Source organism: Pseudomonas sp. NUPR-002 (genome assembly GCF_056322725.1).
Window position 1 is genome coordinate 668,986 of the sequence record NZ_CM150476.1, and the last position, 17,944, is coordinate 686,929.

The window sequence follows — 17,944 nt, forward strand, 5'->3', positions numbered from 1 at the left end:
GCACAACAAGCAACCAGGTACCCATCCATGACCGATCGCAAGACTTACACCCACCTTTCCCAGGCCGATATTGCCCTACAGATCGAGCGACTTGTCCAGGCCATCGAAGATTCCGATTCACCGGCATTCCGAATCAAGCAAGCCCGGACAGGGTACGAACGCGTCCAAGAGACCAAGCTCTCTCGGTACCTCGATCACATCCAGCAGATGGTCGACCTATTCGAAGGCCCTATCGAATACAGCTACAGCGAACACCTGCAAGCGTTCAGGGCTGCATGTCAGGACATCGGGCTGGAGCGCCACCCTGATGGCCCTGCCTGTCTGAATGAGGAGGGTACGGCCTACCTGGATCATCATCACAGCATGAACGTCTTGGTCGCCCGGATCCGTGAGTTGACTCGTGAGCGGTGGTATCTCCGCAGGAAGCATGACCTCCGCCACCAGGCCAAGGAGCAGGAGATCCAAGTCTGCGACTACGCCGATGCCTTATGTGAGCTCTACTCGCGCATCACCATCATCAGGGTCGACTTCCACTACCGTTCTGAGGCGCAGGCCAGGCTACGCGTCGAGCATGTGTTCGAAGACTTGGATGAGCTGATTGCGAAGCACAAGCGCAATGCGATCTTTGACCAGCTCATCGGCCACATTTATTCGGTGGAGCAGGGAGACAGGAGTGATGGCGGGGGCTACCACATCCATGCAGCCTATTTTTTCAATGGCAACGAGGTGCGTGGAGATGTCTTCAAGGCTATCCAGCTCGGCGAGTTATGGGAAGATATCACGCATGGCCAGGGCTACGTGCACAGCTGTAACTACGACAAGGAGAAATACGGTGACGAGTGTGGTATTGGTCGTATCCTGAGGAGTGATCGAGCAATTCGTGGCCATATTCACAAGGCAGTGAAGTATCTTGTCAAAGACGCTCAGCACCTGCGCTTGAGGCCCGAGGGAGCTCGATGCCTGCGGCCGGGCCAACTGAAACGCCTCCGTGGAAGATAAAACTCCGAAGAGCTAACTGTCGGAGGAAAGCAGCCTTGAAGTCCTGCGGGTATCACGATCACGCATCTCTTCAATGCAATAGTGGGGGTAAGTAGTCGGCCGCGCGGCAATGCTCATGTCCGACGAGCGCGTGGATCTCTTTCACCTGCACCCTGCTCATTCCTTTATCATCCCATCATTTTGCAAGGACGGCAGGCCCCGCGCCTGCCTGAGCCGCTTCTTCGCAGTAGCGACCGGGATAGCCTCATATGAACGCCGTAGAAATCGAACAAGCCATCACCGACCTAGCGGAACAGCCGTTTGACCGGGTCGAGTTCCCTTATGCCTTCCTACAGGCTTTCGGCAACAAGGACACCACCCTGAAGCGTCTGCGCTCGGGGGCAACCAACAAATCCGATCTGGGCGGTGTGCTGCAAACCAGCAATATCCACCTGGCTGTGTGTGAACCAGGCACGGTCACCGAGACCTTGGCGGCGCTCAAGGCCAGTCCGGCCACGGCGCGGGCCAAGGCCAAGTACGTACTCGCCACTGATGGCGAGACACTGGAGGCGGAGGAGCTGGAAAGCGGCGAAACCGTCGCCTGCGACTACCCGCAGTTCCCTGACCATTTCGGCTTTTTCCTGCCGCTGGCAGGCATTTCCACGGTCAAGCAGATTCGCGAGAACTCCTTCGACATTCGCGCTACCAGCCGCCTGAACCGGCTCTATGTGGAATTGCTCAAGGACAACCCGACCTGGGGCACCGCCGAGCGCCGCCATGAGATGAACCACTTCATGGCGCGCCTGATTTTCTGCTTCTTCGCCGAAGACACCGACATTTTCAACGGCACCGGTCTGTTCACTGACACCCTCACGCAGATGAGCGACCGCGATGCCAGCAATTTGCATGAGGTGATGGGCGAGATCTTCCGCGCCATGAACACGCCAATTGCTCAGCGCGCTTCGGCGAGCCTGCCGCGCTGGGCGGATGCTTTCCCTTACGTTAACGGTGGGCTGTTCTCCGGCGAGCCGGACGTGCCGCGTTTTTCCCGGATTGCACGTAGCTACCTGGTGCATATCGGCGTGCTGGACTGGAAGCAGATCAATCCCGATATCTTCGGCTCCATGATCCAGGCTGTCGCCGACGACGAAGAGCGCGGCGCCCTGGGCATGCACTACACCAGCGTGCCCAACATCCTCAAGGTGCTGAACCCGCTGTTTCTCGATGAACTGCGCGCCAAGCTGGAAGAGGCCGGCGACAACCCGCGGATGTTGCTCAACCTACGCAAGCGTCTGGCGCGTATTCGTGTATTTGACCCGGCCTGCGGCTCGGGCAACTTCCTGGTCATCGCCTACAAGCAATTGCGCGAGATTGAGAACACGATCAATGAGCGCCGGGGTGAGCTGGGGCGCAAAAGCGATATTCCCCTGACCAACTTCCGAGGCATTGAGCTGCGAGACTTCTCTGCAGAAATTGCGCGCCTGGCATTGGTTATCGCCGAATATCAGTGCGATGTGCACTACCGTGGGCAGCGGGAAGCGCTAGCTGTCTTTTTGCCACTGTCTAGCCAGAACTGGATTACTTGCGGTAATGCCTTGCGGCTCGACTGGCTGGCTATCTGCCCTCCGACCGGAACAGGGGTAAAACTACTAGCTGATGACCTGTTTGAAGTACCGTTGGAACAGGCACAGATCGATTTTGAGAATGAAGGTGGGGAGACCTATATCTGTGGGAACCCACCATATCTTGGTTCGACCTGGCAGAGTGATGAGCAAAAGGCTGATCTAGAAGCAATCTTCAGCAAACGCGCAAAAAACTGGAAGTCGCTGGACTATGTGGCCGGTTGGTTCATGAAAGCAGCCGATTACGGCAAACAAAGCAATTCTTTCGCAGCTTTCGTATCCACTAACTCCATATGCCAAGGTGCGCAGGTGCCGATCCTTTGGCCGCTGATTTTCGCCAGTGGTCACCAAATTACATTTGCACATACCTCGTTCAAGTGGGCCAATCTTGCCAGCCAAAATGCAGGTGTCACGGTAGTAATCGTTGCCATAAGTAATCATCCAACCAAACTAAAGAGGTTATTTTCGGTCACCGAGGATGGCTCGACCATCGAAAAACAAGTCGAGTTCATTAATGCCTACCTAGTACCAGGTCGAGATGTCATCGTCTCACCATTGTCTCGGCCGACTGATGGGCGAGGCTTGATGGAGTGGGGTAACAAACCAACGGATGGAGGCAATCTCTTTCTATCACCTGATGAGCGGGATGCTGTTCTGCGCGAGAACCCGGAAGCTGCACGCTTCATCAAACGGTTCCTTGGTGCACAAGAATTTATTCGGGGCGAACAACGATATTGTCTCTGGATTGAGGATGCCGAGCGCGCGGACGCTGAAGCCATACCCGAGCTGAAAAGGCGTATCGATGCTGTTGCAAAGATGCGAGCCGAAAGCAAGGCAGCCGAAACGCGGCCTGCTGCAGCTTTCCCGCATCGCTTTCGGCAAATCCAATCAGTCGCCCAGAATTACTCTCTTGTTGTTGCTCGCGTCAGTTCAGAAGGCCGCGAATATCTGCCTATCGGCCTGGAGGACAGTCGTACCACCATCGGTGATCGAAACTTCGCGCTCTATGATGCTTCTCTGTGGAATTTGGCGCTAATTGCTTCGCGTATGCATTGGGTTTGGATCGCGAGCGTCTGTGTTCGCCTAGAAATGCGTTTCTCTTACTCAAATACTCTGGGTTGGAACGCTTTCCCTGTACCTACACTGACCGAAAAAAACAAAGTCGACCTCACCCGCTGCGCCGAAGGCATACTGCTGGCGCGCGAAGCTCATTTTCCTGCCACCATTGCGAATCTCTACGACCCAGAGACCATGCCGGATAATTTGCGTGCTGCTCACGAGCGTAATGACGCCTGAATTCATAGAATAAGTGCAACGTTTGAAACGATAGGCAGAGAGTCAGCCACCGGTAGAATCCAGGCTCTCACACCGAAGGATTCAAGCGCAGATGACTACGCATTACCGGCAGCTGACTCAGGGCCAACGTTACCAGATTGAGGCCGGTCTGAGCGCCGGAAAAAGCCAGGCAAGCATCGCGAAACAGGTTGGCGTACATCCCTCGACGATCAGTCGTGAGGTTCGCCGCAACAGCTCCCAGAAGACCTACAAAGCGGTTGCTGCGACCCATGAAAGTGATGCCCGTCGAGCGCAGGCGCGCAAGCACTGCAAGCCATTAACGTGGTTCAGCCATTATCTGCCGCTCTGGCTAAAACACGGTATGAGCCCGGAGCAGATTGCTCAGCGCCTGAAGCAAGAGCAGCCGGAGCGCGCGGTCAGTCACGAGTGGATTTATCGGTTTATCGCCACCGACAAACACGCAGGTGGCGAGTTATACAAGTATTTGCGGCACCGCAGGAAGCTGTACCGAAAACGCTACGGAAGCCACGACCGGCGCGGACAGTTGCGTAATCGCGTATCGATAACCGAGCGCCCTGCTGAGGTCGAAGCCCGCGAGCGTCTAGGTGATTGGGAGGGTGACACGGTGCATGGCGTAGGCGGCAATCTGGTCACGCTGGTTGATCGTAAAAGCGGCTACCTGAGCGCCTATCCGGTCAAGCGCAGGACGCGCCGGCAGGTAACGCGGGCGATCAATCTGTTGCTCAAGGGGCATGCTGTTCACACGCTGACGCTGGATAACGGGAAGGAGTTTGCCGGGCATGAACGCATTGCGCATCGGAGCCAGTGCCAAGTCTTTTTTGCAGAACCCTATTCATCCTGGCAGCGAGGCACTAATGAAAATACCAACGGCCTGCTCCGGCAGTATTTTCCCAAGGGCGGCGACTTCAGCAAGCTGACCGTCGAGGCGGTCAGTCGCGTGGTAACGAAGATCAATTTACGCCCGCGAAAACGCCTGGGCTGGAAGACGCCGTACGAAGTTTATGCAGGGGCGAGCGTTGCACTTATGTGTTGAATTCAGGACGAAGTGCTGGAGCGCATCTACATTGGCCGTCGTTTCAAGAATGACACTGAGCGCCTGGAAAAGCTGTTCGAGTTGTATACCGAAATGACCCCCGTCCAGAAGACGCGGAAGGCCAAGTGATGCATGACCTTTTCCTTATCAAACGCGCGGGCATGAAGCCCGGAATGGAAGCGTAGCCATGACCCAAACCGTTCCATCCGTTTCAGTTTCCTATGCCCAGAACGGACAATCCACCAAGGCCAACGAACTGGGCATGCGCCCCATGCAGGAGCGCGTCTTTGAGCGGCGTGGCGAGCAATACCTGCTGATCAAGTCGCCGCCTGCTTCCGGTAAAAGCCGGGCCTTGATGTTCATCGCCTTGGACAAGCTGGCTCACCAGAACATCAAGCAGGCCATCATTGTGGTGCCGGAAAAGTCGATTGGCTCGAGCTTTCACGATGAGCCACTTAGCCGCCACGGTTTCTGGGCCGACTGGCATGTGGAGCCGCGTTGGAACCTATGTGATGCCCCGGGCACCGATGATGGTGGCAAGGTCAATGCGGTGGGTGCGTTCCTTGAAAGCAGTGACCAGGTGCTGGTTTGTACCCATGCCACCTTCCGTTTTGCGGTAGAAAAATTCGGGGTGGCGGCGTTCGATGATCGGTTGATCGCCGTGGACGAGTTCCACCACGTTTCCGCCAACCCGGAGAACAGACTGGGCACGTATCTGGGCCAACTGATCGCCCGCGATAAGGTGCACATCGTGGCCATGACCGGCTCCTACTTCCGGGGCGATGCCGAGGCAGTGCTGTCACCCGCCGACGAAGCCCGCTTCGATACTGTGACCTACACCTACTACGAGCAGCTCAACGGCTACGAGCACTTGAAGAAGCTGGACATTGGTTACTACTTCTACTCAGGTGCCTACTCCGACAGCATCCTCGATGTGCTCGATCCGCGCGAAAAAACCATCGTACACATCCCCAACGTGAACTCCCGTGAGAGCACCAGGGACAAGATCCGCGAGGTGGAGCACATCATCGAAGAGTTGGGCGAGTGGCGAGGCGCCGACCTGGTGACGGGTTTCCAACTGGTGGAAACCGCCAATGGGCGCGTACTGCGTATTGCCGACTTGGTGGATGACGACCCGGCCAAGCGCGACAAAGTCTCGGCCGCCTTGAAAGATCCTGCTCAGAAGAACAACCGCGATCATGTCGATATCATTATCGCGTTGGGCATGGCCAAAGAAGGCTTCGACTGGATCTGGTGTGAGCATGCACTCACAGTGGGCTACCGCTCCAGCCTAACCGAGATCGTGCAGATCATCGGGCGTGCGACCCGCGATGCCCCCGGCAAAGCACGGGCGCGTTTCACCAACCTAATCGCCGAGCCGGATGCCAGCGAGAAGGTGGTGACCGAGGCCGTAAACGACACGCTCAAGGCAATTGCCGCCAGCCTATTGATGGAACAGGTTCTGGCGCCACGCTTCGAATTCACGCCGAAATCACTCACCAGTGGGCCCCAGGAAGGCTTTGACTACGGAGACGCAGGCTATCAGCCGGACAAGTGCAATGTGGGCTTCAACCACGAAACCGGCCACCTGCAGATCGAAATCAAAGGGCTGGCTGAACCCAAGAGCCCTGAAGCCAATCGTATTTGCCAGGAAGACCTGAACGAAGTCATTGCCAGCTTCGTACAGGATAAAGCCAACATCGAGCGTGGCCTGTTCGATGATGAGCTGGTGCCCGAGGAGCTGACTCAACTGCGAATGGGCAAGATCATCCGCGACAAGTATCCCGAGCTGGATGCCGAGGATCAGGAAGCCGTTCGCCAGCACGCCATTGCTGCTCTGAACCTGACCCAGCAAGCCAAGCAACTGGTACTAGGTGATGATCCGCAAGGTACGCTTGCCGGAGGGAATGGCGCCCCCAGCACGGCTCTGATTGATGGTGTGCGCAAGTTTGCGATGGATGTGCGCGAATTGGATATCGACTTGATCGACCAAATCAATCCGTTCAGCGAAGCATACGCCATTCTGGCCAAGACCATGAGCGAGGAAAGTCTCAAGCAGGTCGCTGCGGTGATCGGTGCCAAGCGCACCCGTCTGACGCCAGATGAGGCCAAAGACCTCGCCGTCCGGGCAGTAAAATTCAAGAAGGATCATGGCCGGGTACCTTCCCTGACTGCTCAAGACCCTTGGGAACGGAGCATGGCGGAAGGCGCAGTAGCCTTTGTGCGTTTCAAGAAAGAGGGCCGTTATGTCAAATGAATTAGATCTGGATGAGTTGGAAGCAGAGCTTTCCGATTTCGCCACGTCAGACAAGAAGACCGGTCGCACTCCTCGTGAGGAGCGCATCATCGCTGGCTTCGAGGACATTCAACGTTTTGTTGAGCAGCATGGCCGCGTGCCACGCCACGGCGATGAAAAGGATATCTTCGAGCGCCTGTATGCCGTACGCCTGGATCGCCTGCGCGATCAGGATGAATGCCGCGCGTTGCTGCAGCCGATAGACCATCAAGGCCTGCTGAATGCCTTCGAGGTACGGGAGCCGCAAGGCGACTATACGATGACGGACGATGAGCTGTTGGCAGAACTGGCTGGGGAAGACGGCGGTGCTGACATCCAGAACCTCCGCCACGTTCGCAGCAATGCAGAGAAGCGTGAAGCCGAGGAGATTGCCCAGCGCGAGCGTTGCGAGGACTTCGAGCGTTTCCAGCCGCTGTTTGAGCTAGTACAGCGTGAGCTGCAATCGGGCACCCGAGTGACCCGCACCTTCATCCGGGATGCCAGCATCGAGGAAGGGCAGTTCTTCATCCTCGGCGGACAGACGGTTTATGTGGCTGGGGTCGGCGAGACCATTAAGGCCCCCAATGGTGAGAGCGATGCCCGCTTGAGGGTGATCTACTCCAACGGCACAGAAAGCAATCTACTGCGAAGATCCCTGCAACGTGCGCTGTACAAGGATGATGCCGGTCGCCGTATTACCGATGCGGATGCTGGCCCTCTGTTTGGCGAAACACTTGAGCCCGACGACATCGAGAGTGGCACGATTTACGTGCTGCGCAGCCACTCAACCCATCCCTTCGTAGCTGAGCATCGAGGGCTGATCCACAAGATCGGTGTCACGGGCGGTAAGGTAGAAACACGTATTGCCGGTGCCGACAAGGACGCCACCTACCTGCTGGCGGACGTTGAGGTTGTGGCCACCTACAAGCTGCACAACATCAATCGTACTCGGATGGAAAACTTGTTCCACCGGCTGTTCAGCCCAGCCCAAATAGAGCTGACCATCCCAGACCGCTTCGGCAACCCGGTAAAGCCCAGAGAGTGGTTTCTGGTGCCGCTACATGTGATTGACGAGGCGGTGGAGCGTATTCGCGATGGCTCAATCACTGGCGTGATATACGACCCACAATCGGCTCGGCTCATCACGGAGAAATAGCCCTACTGGAGGGCGCGAGGCCAAGAAAGCCCGCGCCCTATCGTCTTGTCGACTGTCCTAGTCGGCATCGCTTTTAGAGGCACCATTGCGAAATTACACCACACTCTACCACCTGTTTGCATTCGACCTGACCAGACATTTGCACTCCTTCTGACCACCGATTGCATCGGATCTGACCATCACGCTGCCTCACAATGAACGGCAGAAAACGGCCGAGGCTATGTAAAAACGTTTTAGAACGGAGTTTACGGTCAGAGGCGAACCGAAAATCGCGCGCCTACGCAAATTTTTGGTCTGCTGATTAACCAAACGCTGGCAGATTTTACGTAGCAACGCAGACTTTAAAACGATGGCTGCGTTTTTACACAGCCTGGGCCAAGAGCTGCCCGTGACGACGGCAGGGACTTCAGGCTAGGCTGTAAGCACAGTGACAGTATCAAGCGGAGTCTTTTACTTTGGTGTGGCGAAACTGTCACTGTAAAAATGGGAGTGCCCTTTGAATTTTTAACGCAGAGAAATTATTAAGGCGGGCGTTATTTAGTCTTCGTTTTGAACACGCTCTTATAAATAATGATAAACACTGTCTGAGCCCCTATCATTGCAAGTGCCCATTTTCCAATCAGTCCCGTCTGCTCAAGATCAATTTCAAAGCCTAGCCATCCTTGCCTGATCGAGATGGCAGAAATTAAAAAAATGGCTATTGACGGAAGAGTTCCGACAGAAAGAAAGGTCTTTTTAAAATCTTCATCAACATATTTGAGGCAAGCAGTCAAAGCCAAAACCCCAGCGATCAGTAATAAAAGCAAGCTTGGAACTCTCTTTGGATCCCCTCCCCACAGCTCAAATGCCCACAAAGCAATCGCACCTCCCAACGTGCCGCTGAACGTCTGCAAGAACCTCGCAATCAACTTCAAAATAAACTCCATAACGGTTATTGGCGCCCTGCGACGCTTATGATCTGTCAATTAAGTCGAATTAACTAATCTAATCAGAAATACCTTAAATAAGACAGACCATGTCTTCGAGCGACCAAATGCTATGGTCGGAAGCTATCGCTCACGAGCGACTGCTGTTGGCCGCTCTCTGCCGGTCACGACAGGCGGGATACGGCCCAGACCGTGTAAAAACGTTGGCATCGTCCTTGCTGTGATTTGATGGATTCAAAATCAGCGGGGGACGCCAATGAAGCGCTTTATCCAGGGAGAGCACCGAGGGCAAAGCACACTGCTTCCCGAGAGCTTGGATGACTACGTGGCGGACACCAACCCGGTGCGGGTGGTCGATGTTTTCGTCGATGAACTCGACCTTGGCCTACTGGGTTTCGAGGGTGTCGTCCCGGCGGAAACCGGCAGACCCGCCTACCATCCTGCTGACCTGCTGAAGATCTACATCTACGGTTACCTCAACCGTATCCAGTCCAGTCGACGTCTCGAACGCGAGAGTCAGCGCAACGTTGAGTTGATGTGGCTGACCGGACGTTTGATGCCGGACTTCAAGACCATCGCCAACTTCCGCAAGGATAACGGCAAGGCAATCCGCGGCGTCTGTCGGCAGTTCGTGGTGCTGTGCCAGCAACTTGGCCTGTTCTCTGAAGCGCTGGTAGCCATTGATGGCAGCAAGTTCAAGGCGGTCAACAACCGTGACCGCAATTTCACCAGCGCCAAGCTTCAGCGGCGAATGGAGGAGATCGAGTCCAGCATCAACCGTTACCTGACCGCACTGGATACCGCTGATCGCCAGGAACCGGCCGTGGCGCAGGTCAAAGCCGAACGCCTCCACGACAAGATTGCGACCTTGAAAACTAAGCTGCGGGAGCTCAAGGAAGTCGAGGTACAGCTCAACGAAACACCGGATAAACAGATCTCCCTGACCGATCCCGATGCCCGCTCAATGAAGACCCGGGGCAGCGGAATAGTCGGCTACAACGTGCAGGCGGCGGTCGACGCGAAGCACCACCTGATCGTGACCCACGAGGTCACGAACGACGGGGTCGATCGAGACCAACTGAGCTCCATGGCCAAGCAAGCGCGAGAGGCCATGGGTGTCGAGGAACTCTCGGCGGTCGCAGACAGAGGGTATTTCAAAGGCGAAGAAATCCTGGCGTGCCATGAGGCTGGAATCACCGTTTTCGTGCCCAAGACGCTGACCTCGGGAGCGACAGCGGCTGGTCGCTTCGGCAAAGGTGATTTCATCTATGACGCAGCCAAGAACGAGTATCGATGCCCGGCTGGGCAAAGCCTGATCTGGCGGTTCTCAAGCGTCGAAAAAGGGCTGAAACTGCACCGCTACTGGAGTTCGCATTGCCAGGGTTGTGCGTTGAAAGAGCACTGTACGCCTAGCTCAGAGCGCCGAGTGAGCCGATGGGAGCATGAGGCAGTGCTCGAAGCGATGCAGAGTCGCCTGGATCAAGCGCCTGAAATGATGCGAATCCGCCGTCAGACGGTCGAGCACCCGTTCGGCACGCTGAAGAGCTGGATGGGCGCCACCCACTTCCTCACCAAGACTCTCGACCGAGTGAGTACCGAGATGAGCCTGCATGTGCTCGCCTACAATCTCAAACGCGTGTTGAACGTGCTGGGCAGCGGTGCCCTGATGGCAGCGATGAAGGCCTGAGGCCTGTTCTACGACTCGTACCGCCCTCCAGCAGGCGTACTGAAGCCGAAAGTGCCATAGCAACCAGAATTATCGATTGCGCCTGATTGGGCCTCCGACGGCCTCCTAGACGCTGAGAAAATCCCCGGAAGTTGATGGTCATCGTTTGCTGCGTTTTTACACGGTCTGGGCCAGAAGCAGACGTTTGGCCTTTACCTCATTCAGTCATCAGCTGATTGCGCCATTTGAGAGCAAAAAAAGAAAGAGCCGTGGCTCCCTCTATATAGTACGCGGCTGCCGATGCAGGTGGGTGAAATAGCAGCTGTGGTCCAGTGGCGCTTGGGGCCGTTACTGCAACAGGTAACCGACGGGTTGATTGTCCTTATCGAAACAGAGGATTGTCTCGCAGAAGCCGCCGATCTGGTCGATGTTCGCTTCAGCAACTGCCGGCAACCACTTGCCAAGGTCTGTGATCGGGACCTTCTTCTCGTTGATGTAACAGTCGTCATCCATGCGTGGATTGCACCAGGCACTTTTCACTTCCGGCCATTCTGATTGGGGCGAGATGGCAGGTGACTGCAGTGCCGATGCTTGTACACCACCTTTCAGTGCTTGCCACGCTGCGTAACCACCTTCATAACGCCCGTTGAATGTGACAACGAGCTGATCATCGGGGACGCCAATATCCAGATAGAACTGGTACAGGAGAGAGCCTGCCTCGGCATACGACACCTGACGGGAGGAGTCGATGCGGTAGGCCACCGGCTTGCCATCGGTGCTGGTGCCGAGGCGGTACCAGATCGACAGCGCGAAGAAGACATCCTGATTCCATTCACCCACGATGCTGGTGTTCGTCCGGCACTTGCCGCGCAGGCATGTGCCACTGACCTGGTTGACATAGCGCATGTCCTGCTGGCGTTGGGCATCCCAGATGAGCACCTCGCGGGAGGTCTCCAGCCAGGTGCACTTGATCATGGGTTGGCCGTTGAAGGCTTTCTTCGTGATACACGGAATAGCTTCGGGGAGGCCATTGGTGGAGGTCTCGTCTGGGAAGGCGATACTGCCCCAGGCGTAATGGTCGATGACGGCGTTAGCGTTGGCACAGAAGACGAGTAGCAGGACGCTGAGTATCCGTTTCATGGGGTTATTCCAGTGTGTTGATGCTGTCGGGTATGAAATAGGAGCCGGTCGCTGAACGACCGGTGGCGGAGCAAGCGGACCCCGCAGCTCAGCAGGATCTTTCGCTGTTGGTAGCAGTGGGGATGGGCGGGACTACTTTTTGTAGATGACCCTGAGCCGCTTGTTCACGTAGTCCTTCAGGATTTCGTAGTCGGGATCGTAGGTGGCGAGTGTGTGGCCTACACCGGCGGCGGTTGCGATGGTTGCTGCTGCCAATGTTACTGGCATGGACGCGATGCTCAGCATGCCCCCCAAGATGCCGCCTTGTATGGCGGCACTTTTCACGTCGCTCTTGACGCGGCATTTCATCCCAAGTCTTTCAATCTTGGTTTCGACCAGTTTGATGCCGGCTGTGAAGTTGCCCCTGAGGCCATTGATCTCGAAGGACGCTCGGCTGCGCACGAGGCTTTCGATCTGCGCTTCGTTCAGTCCAGTAATGACGTTCATGCTGTTCGGTGCTCCTTGCTAGGGCATTGGTGGTAAAGAAAAAGTCGTATATCAACCTTTTGGGTTGAGTCTCGGTTTATGAAGTCCTTCATGTCAATGGGGTGATCCTCAACCATCCAGGTTGACCTGGAGGGTGGCATGTCGAAAAGCGATTCAAAGCAGTTGGCGGAGCTGGTGGGGCAGGCGATTGCACGTCAGCGCGCGCGTTGCGAGCTGAGCCAGGAGCAGGTCGCGGAGAAGCTTGGGATCGGTAGTGAGGCTGTATCCCGTATCGAGCGTGGGGTCGTCATGCCCAACGTGGAGCGTCTGGTCGAGCTCGCTTCGGTCTTCGGCTGCGAGACGGCCGATCTGCTGACCGAGGGGAGTTCTCGACCGGAAGACCAGGCGCGCCGCCTGCAGAATTTACTGTCTACTCTGAAGGCGGATGATCGGACGCTGGTACTGGAGATGGTGGAGCGTCTGGTGGAACGTCTCAGCTGCTGTTGAGGCTCTCCTGGTCCGCGATAGCCGCGTCGAATAGCGCGCCACAGCGCAGGCACAGGCAATCGAAGCCCCGGAAGTGGAAGCGGGCGACATCCTCAGCCGCATCCAAGGCGGCAGGGTAGGTCGGGGTAATCGCGGCCAGCCCGCTCATGAGCATGTCGCGATTGCATGCTCCGGGTGCGCTTCGAGCTCTCTGAGCCGCACCATCGATCAGCCCGACCAACAGCGCAAGGCCCTTGGCGGCGTCACGGGGCATTACGGCCCTGGACTCGCAGATCAAACATTGTCTGTTCATCTTCATGCTTCCTGGGGACCAGGGTTTACCTGGCTGCTTACGGGGGATGGTCACTGCAAGGAGGTGGGGGGCTTTGTCGGTGCTGCCTCTGACGTCTGGAACAGTTTCAGCAGTCGGCAGAGGATCCAGCACGCCAGCAGCACGGCGATCAGCAGTGGCGGAAAGCGCACCAGCAGAATCACCAACAGCAGGAGCGCCAGGCAGCCGGCGAGAATGCCAACGAACATAAACACGGCAGCCAAGATCCGTAGTAGCGTCATCTTCGTCTTCTCCTCACAGGTGGCCCTGTTCTGCCAGCGACAGGCAGCCTTCGCGACCGACGATGATGTGGTCCAGCGTCCGCACCCCGACCATGCTCAGTGCCTCCTTCAGTTTGTGGGTCAGGTTGCGGTCCGCCTGGCTGGGTTCGGGGTCCCCGGAGGGATGGTTGTGCACCAGGACCATGGCGGCGGCGTTGTGCTCCAAGGCTGCCTTGACGACCTCGCGTGGATAGATGCTGGCACCGTCGAGCGTGCCTCGGAACATTTCCTGGAAGGCGATGACTCGATGGCGGCTATCAAGGTGGAGAAGGGCAAAAACTTCATGCTCGTAATCGGCCAACAGTGCCTGCAGGTGGCTGAACACCGCTTTCGGTGAGGTCAGTGCTCGTCCCCGGCGTAGACGCAGGTTCGCCAACTGCCGGGCCATCAGCAGGATGTCGGTTTCGGTTACCGGCGACTCGACCAGGTAGGTGCCGGTCGAGTCACTGGCCTTCAGCTTGTGCAGGCGCATACTGGGCTCCTTGGTGGTAATCAGTTGGTGGGGTATGGCGCTGGGCTTGCGCCTCCAGCTTCTCGGTCAGGCTGTTTTTCGCGGATCGCTGGGGAGTGTTGGCGATAGGGAATTGACTTTCCTCGACGGGGTAGAACTCCTCGACGATGGTGCCGGCATCCTCCTCGCTGTCCTCGAACGCGCCATTGGCGAAGCCACGCTGCGCCGCTTCATCCAGCGCAGCTTGATCGAAGCCTGCTGCTTGCCGCTGCGCATCGAGCTCATTGGCGGCCTGCAGCGCCTCGGCCATGTCCATACCGCCACGTACTGTGAGGTCGACGTAGAAGATCGGCGTTCCGTGGCTCTGCCGCGTCGATTTTCCGCGCAGTCGCAGTTCCAGCGGCAGGCACGCCAGGCGGTTGCCGGAGATGGCTTGGAAGTAATGCAGCCGGGCGGCGAGGGTGCGGATGCTGTTGAAGCCGGTGGTGCGAAACATGAAGCTACCGAGCGGATCCTCATCGCCAATGACCACGTTCAGCCGTCCATAGGGCCTGCAGGCATTACCCTTGGCCAACGGGCAGGCATCAGGCGAAGGGCAGGGTAGGGACTGCATACCCTCCTGGGTGACGCGCCTGCAGGTCTCACCGTTGCCCACGCACAGCGGTCGTCCGGACTGCCGATCAAACAGCGTGTAGTCGGCACGAAAGTTCAACTCCGGCTCGTTGAACAGCAGACGTACCGGAATGCTGCGTAGCTTGTCGTCCTTGCCCTGGCGCAGTCCGTCGTTGAGTGGGTGCAGCAGCCAGCCGTCCTTGCCTTGCACCTGGGAGGTGATGGTGAACTGGTCATCCTTCTCCGGCAGGCGCTTGCCGTTCTTCTCGATGACCTTACCGATGGAGATGCGCCCGAGCACTGGGGGCGTCAGGGCTAAGCCTTTCAGCATGGTGGTACTCCTAGAAATGAAAAAAGGCCAGCCACGCAGCGCGAACTGCATGGACTGGCCAAGGGGGAAGCGAATGAGGAAAGTGAAAATCAGCCGACCAGGAAGCGCCGCGCACCGGGTTTCAGTAGAGGGTATTTGGCCTGCAAGTAGGGCTTGTCCTGGAGTAACTGAGCGACATCGAGGCCGAGGCTGTCCTTGGCTTTGCGCCAGCTGACGTAGCCACTGGTGAACTCCGCCCGGCTGGCATCGCCCATGGCCTGCTGCAGCATCTGCTTGAGTTCGGCCTCGCGCTTTTCCTTGTCGGCAATCGACTGGCGGACGGCCTTGAGCTCGATGTAGGTCGCCGTCAGTCCGGCATGACTGCTGAAGTCGACGACCTGACCGTTGTCTTTTGGATAAAGGCAGCGCAATGCGAATTCAGCAGAGGCGGTGCCATCGGCTGGCGGTGGCGTATCGGTCTTCACGTATTGCCAGAAAATGCGCTCCAGCTCGATCAGGCGCGCGATCATCTGTTCGTCCCGTTCGATACGGTGCACCTCCAGTATCTGGCCACCGAGCAGCACCGCCACATCTGCAGCCTGCTTGCCGGTGACGGCGAGTTGGTGCATCACTTGAAGCTGAACATACTCGGGGACGCCGTCCCTCCAAAGGCGTGCCCCGTTTATGCCAGCCGTCTTACATTCGAGGATCTGTACGTCGTCGGCCCCGATCACCTCGCGGTCGATGTTGGCCAGCATCCAAGGCAGCTCTGGATCCGGATGCTGCAGCACGGCGTTGATGCGACGGACCCTGTTCTTGGTGCGTTTGCTGTAGTGCCAAGCCACGATGGGCTCTAGGACATTGCCCCAGTACATTGGACTTTCCTCATCGTGAGGATCAACCTTTGGTAGCCCAGCATCGCGACCAGTTTTCTCCAGCCACAGTTCCAGCTGTGACTTGTACGGATTCAGCCCCACCGCTGCGGCGGCATCTGAACTGCCGATGCCTTGCTTGCGGATCTGCAGCCAGTCCTCGCGCGGCAGCTCCTTGGTGCTGACCAGGCGCAGGGCAGGGCGTTTCTTGCGGGTGCTGCCGTTCAATGACGTTGCTTGCATGGTATTCACCTGCAGACATAAAAACGCCCAGCCAGCACAAGGCTGACCGGGCGCGAGGTTGAGGTAAGTGCGGGTTAAGCGGCGAGCTGCAGTGCAGCATCCAGGGCGCGTTGCTTGATCTGCGCCCCCTGGCCGAACCAGGCCGAGTCCATGCGGTACTCGTTGCTACGCGCACGACGCTCGTGGTCAACGTACTCGGTCACGGCATTGAGCAGGCCCCAGGCAGTGCCTCGTGCCGAGTCCAGCTGACTGCCCCGACCCCGGCCCTCGTACAACTCCTGGACCTTACGCAGGGCGCGCTCGTTGGGCAGTTGCTCCGGCAGCGCGCCGGTCGGGCTGGTCTCGCACAGCACGTTCATGAAGAAGCTCATAGCCTCAGGCCACTGCACCTTGCGCTCGGACAGCGTGCGCATGCGGTACATAAACTCGTCCCAGCCAGAGACGGCGATACCCAGTTGCTTTTTCACCGCCTTGGGATCGAAACGGGTGTTGTGCGGCACCTTGATCGCCCGACTGGTGCCGTCCAGGGCAATGGTCAGGGTGTTGTTGCACACGACGCGAACCGTGGTTGGTGTGGCTGTGGTGGCCAGGGTGCCGTCGCAGGAGGTTGCCAGCAGCAGATAGCCATTCACCTGGTCGTTGCCCTTGAGCGCCGCGCCTTGCCCGGTACGCGCCAGCGCCCAGAACTTGCGCCCACCCTTGAGCACGCCGGCCGTTTCCAACTCGTAGCCGGAAACCTCGGTGAGGTCACGATAAAACTCCAGAACTTCCCGAGGTTGCACAGTGTGGTAGCGCTGGGAGACCACCGATAGCGGTGCCTTGGTGTCCGAACGGAACAGCACCTTCTGTTCGGGAAAGGAGTGGATCGCACCCAAGTGGCCGACTGCATCCGACTTGAAGTGCACGGGGCTTTCAAGGATCTGCCAGTCCATGCCGGCTTCGCGTTGCCAGACTTCGATGGGTTGTTTCTGAGTGAGTTGATTGCCCAGGCCGTGCCACGGAGTAGCGCCAGCGTAGGCCATGGTTTCGACGAGATGTGCCATGTGAACGATTCCTTTGGGTGCAGGCCGGCATAGAGCGCTGCGCGAGGCGCAGCACCGACCGGAGGTAATAAATAGAAGGGGAGTTGACTTGGTTAGGTCGGGAGGTTGAAGCGGTGACCGCAGAGTAGGCAGAGGTTGTGGGCCAGGACGTGGCGGTCGAGCGACTCGCCGAGCTGAGCGCCGAGTGCGCAGCCACCGACACCTCCGGCCAGGCCGCCGAGGATGGCGCCCGATACGGAGCCGAGGGTGATGCCAACTGGCCCGGCGATAGCGCCGATAGCTGCTCCGGCCTGCCCACCAGCCAGGGCAGCACTGACGCCACGCGCAACACCGCCAACGGTGCCGATGGCCGCGCCGACTTTCATGGCGTGATGGAAGGAAGCGACTTTGGGGGAGTGACAGTGAGGGCACTGCAATGACATGGGGTGAATCTCCTTGGGGGTGATGTCATTGCAGTAATGTGTGGTTGAGATTATTTTGAAACGAATATGCTGCCCGATTGTCCGCTCAGTTGGGGTGGGTCGAAAAATGGATATGGGCTGCCGCTATAGTCAGATGGGCAGGAAGCTTGCATCAGGTAACGTGAGCTGTTGGGTTAGAGGGCCTTCAACCCCGGGCAGCAGAGTCCGATTGGAGGCTGAGGCACAGGCAGGAGGGACCTATACGTGCAAATAGAGGTCAGACTCTTTGCACGCTTGGGCTTGCCGATCAAGTCAATAGACAACAAAGCTTGCACA

Annotated in this window: 16 protein-coding genes and 1 pseudogene; 7 read left to right on the forward strand and 10 right to left on the reverse strand. The window is 57.5% G+C overall.

Annotation, left to right across the window (positions count from 1 at the left end; all coding sequences use genetic code 11):
- The first annotated feature begins 27 nt into the window (after positions 1-27).
- The 5 genes and pseudogenes from ACVWSC_RS03160 (at position 28) to ACVWSC_RS03180 (ending at position 8,381) form a co-directional block, all read left to right on the forward strand.
- The gene (locus ACVWSC_RS03160) at positions 28-999 is read left to right on the forward strand and encodes a hypothetical protein (RefSeq protein WP_442112003.1); all 972 of its coding nucleotides are present in this window, start codon (positions 28-30) and stop codon (positions 997-999) included.
- A 248-nt stretch (positions 1,000-1,247) separates the two neighbouring features.
- Positions 1,248-3,890, forward strand: a pseudogene (locus ACVWSC_RS03165) (class I SAM-dependent DNA methyltransferase); the annotation flags it as partial.
- 97 nt (positions 3,891-3,987) lie between these two features.
- Positions 3,988-4,950, forward strand: a complete 963-nt coding sequence (locus ACVWSC_RS03170) for an IS30-like element ISPsme1 family transposase (RefSeq protein WP_442107591.1) — start codon at positions 3,988-3,990, stop codon at positions 4,948-4,950.
- 187 nt (positions 4,951-5,137) lie between these two features.
- A complete protein-coding gene (locus ACVWSC_RS03175; RefSeq protein WP_442112005.1) occupies positions 5,138-7,207 on the forward strand; it encodes a DEAD/DEAH box helicase in 2,070 nt (689 codons plus the stop codon).
- Entirely contained in the window at positions 7,197-8,381 is a 1,185-nt protein-coding gene (locus tag ACVWSC_RS03180; RefSeq protein WP_442112006.1) for a GIY-YIG nuclease family protein, read from the forward strand. The genes ACVWSC_RS03175 and ACVWSC_RS03180 overlap by 11 nt, the downstream gene beginning before the upstream one ends.
- Positions 8,382-8,914: 533 nt before the next feature.
- Here ACVWSC_RS03180 and ACVWSC_RS03185 read toward each other — a convergent pair.
- Positions 8,915-9,295: a hypothetical protein gene (locus ACVWSC_RS03185; RefSeq protein WP_442112007.1), complete on the reverse strand. Its 381-nt coding sequence runs from the start codon at positions 9,293-9,295 to the stop codon at positions 8,915-8,917.
- 268 nt (positions 9,296-9,563) lie between these two features.
- Here ACVWSC_RS03185 and ACVWSC_RS03190 point away from each other — a divergent pair, with 268 nt between their 5' ends.
- Entirely contained in the window at positions 9,564-10,994 is a 1,431-nt protein-coding gene (locus tag ACVWSC_RS03190) for an IS1182-like element ISPa7 family transposase (RefSeq protein ID WP_023098450.1), read from the forward strand.
- 327 nt (positions 10,995-11,321) lie between these two features.
- Here the strand turns inward: ACVWSC_RS03190 and ACVWSC_RS03195 are convergent, their stop codons facing one another.
- The gene (locus ACVWSC_RS03195) at positions 11,322-12,113 is read right to left on the reverse strand and encodes a hypothetical protein (protein ID WP_442112008.1); all 792 of its coding nucleotides are present in this window, start codon (positions 12,111-12,113) and stop codon (positions 11,322-11,324) included.
- 132 nt (positions 12,114-12,245) lie between these two features.
- Positions 12,246-12,599, reverse strand: coding sequence for a hypothetical protein (locus ACVWSC_RS03200; RefSeq protein WP_442112009.1), 354 nt, complete (start codon positions 12,597-12,599; stop codon positions 12,246-12,248).
- Positions 12,600-12,737: 138 nt separating this feature from the next.
- On the opposite strand from ACVWSC_RS03200, the gene ACVWSC_RS03205 reads away from it, so the two are divergent.
- On the forward strand, positions 12,738-13,085 hold the full coding sequence (locus ACVWSC_RS03205) for a helix-turn-helix domain-containing protein (RefSeq protein WP_442112010.1): 348 nt from the start codon (positions 12,738-12,740) through the stop codon (positions 13,083-13,085).
- Here the strand turns inward: ACVWSC_RS03205 and ACVWSC_RS03210 are convergent.
- From ACVWSC_RS03210 to ACVWSC_RS03240, 7 genes are all read right to left on the reverse strand, one after another.
- Entirely contained in the window at positions 13,072-13,377 is a 306-nt protein-coding gene (locus tag ACVWSC_RS03210; protein ID WP_442112011.1) for a hypothetical protein, read from the reverse strand. The genes ACVWSC_RS03205 and ACVWSC_RS03210 overlap by 14 nt on opposite strands.
- A 50-nt stretch (positions 13,378-13,427) precedes the next feature.
- A complete protein-coding gene (locus ACVWSC_RS03215; protein ID WP_442112012.1) occupies positions 13,428-13,637 on the reverse strand; it encodes a hypothetical protein in 210 nt (69 codons plus the stop codon).
- A 13-nt stretch (positions 13,638-13,650) separates the two neighbouring features.
- Positions 13,651-14,148, reverse strand: a complete 498-nt coding sequence (radC, locus tag ACVWSC_RS03220) for a RadC family protein (RefSeq protein WP_442112013.1) — start codon at positions 14,146-14,148, stop codon at positions 13,651-13,653.
- Positions 14,120-15,070 (reverse strand): recombination directionality factor, encoded by a 951-nt coding sequence (locus ACVWSC_RS03225; RefSeq protein ID WP_442112014.1) that lies wholly within the window; start codon positions 15,068-15,070, stop codon positions 14,120-14,122. The genes radC and ACVWSC_RS03225 overlap by 29 nt, the downstream gene beginning before the upstream one ends.
- An 89-nt stretch (positions 15,071-15,159) precedes the next feature.
- Positions 15,160-16,164, reverse strand: coding sequence for a YqaJ viral recombinase family nuclease (locus ACVWSC_RS03230; RefSeq protein WP_442114247.1), 1,005 nt, complete (start codon positions 16,162-16,164; stop codon positions 15,160-15,162).
- A gap of 74 nt (positions 16,165-16,238) precedes the next feature.
- Positions 16,239-17,207: a DUF932 domain-containing protein gene (locus ACVWSC_RS03235; protein ID WP_442112015.1), complete on the reverse strand. Its 969-nt coding sequence runs from the start codon at positions 17,205-17,207 to the stop codon at positions 16,239-16,241.
- A 92-nt stretch (positions 17,208-17,299) separates the two neighbouring features.
- Positions 17,300-17,629 (reverse strand): hypothetical protein, encoded by a 330-nt coding sequence (locus ACVWSC_RS03240; protein WP_442112016.1) that lies wholly within the window; start codon positions 17,627-17,629, stop codon positions 17,300-17,302.
- Positions 17,630-17,944: the final 315 nt, after the last annotated feature.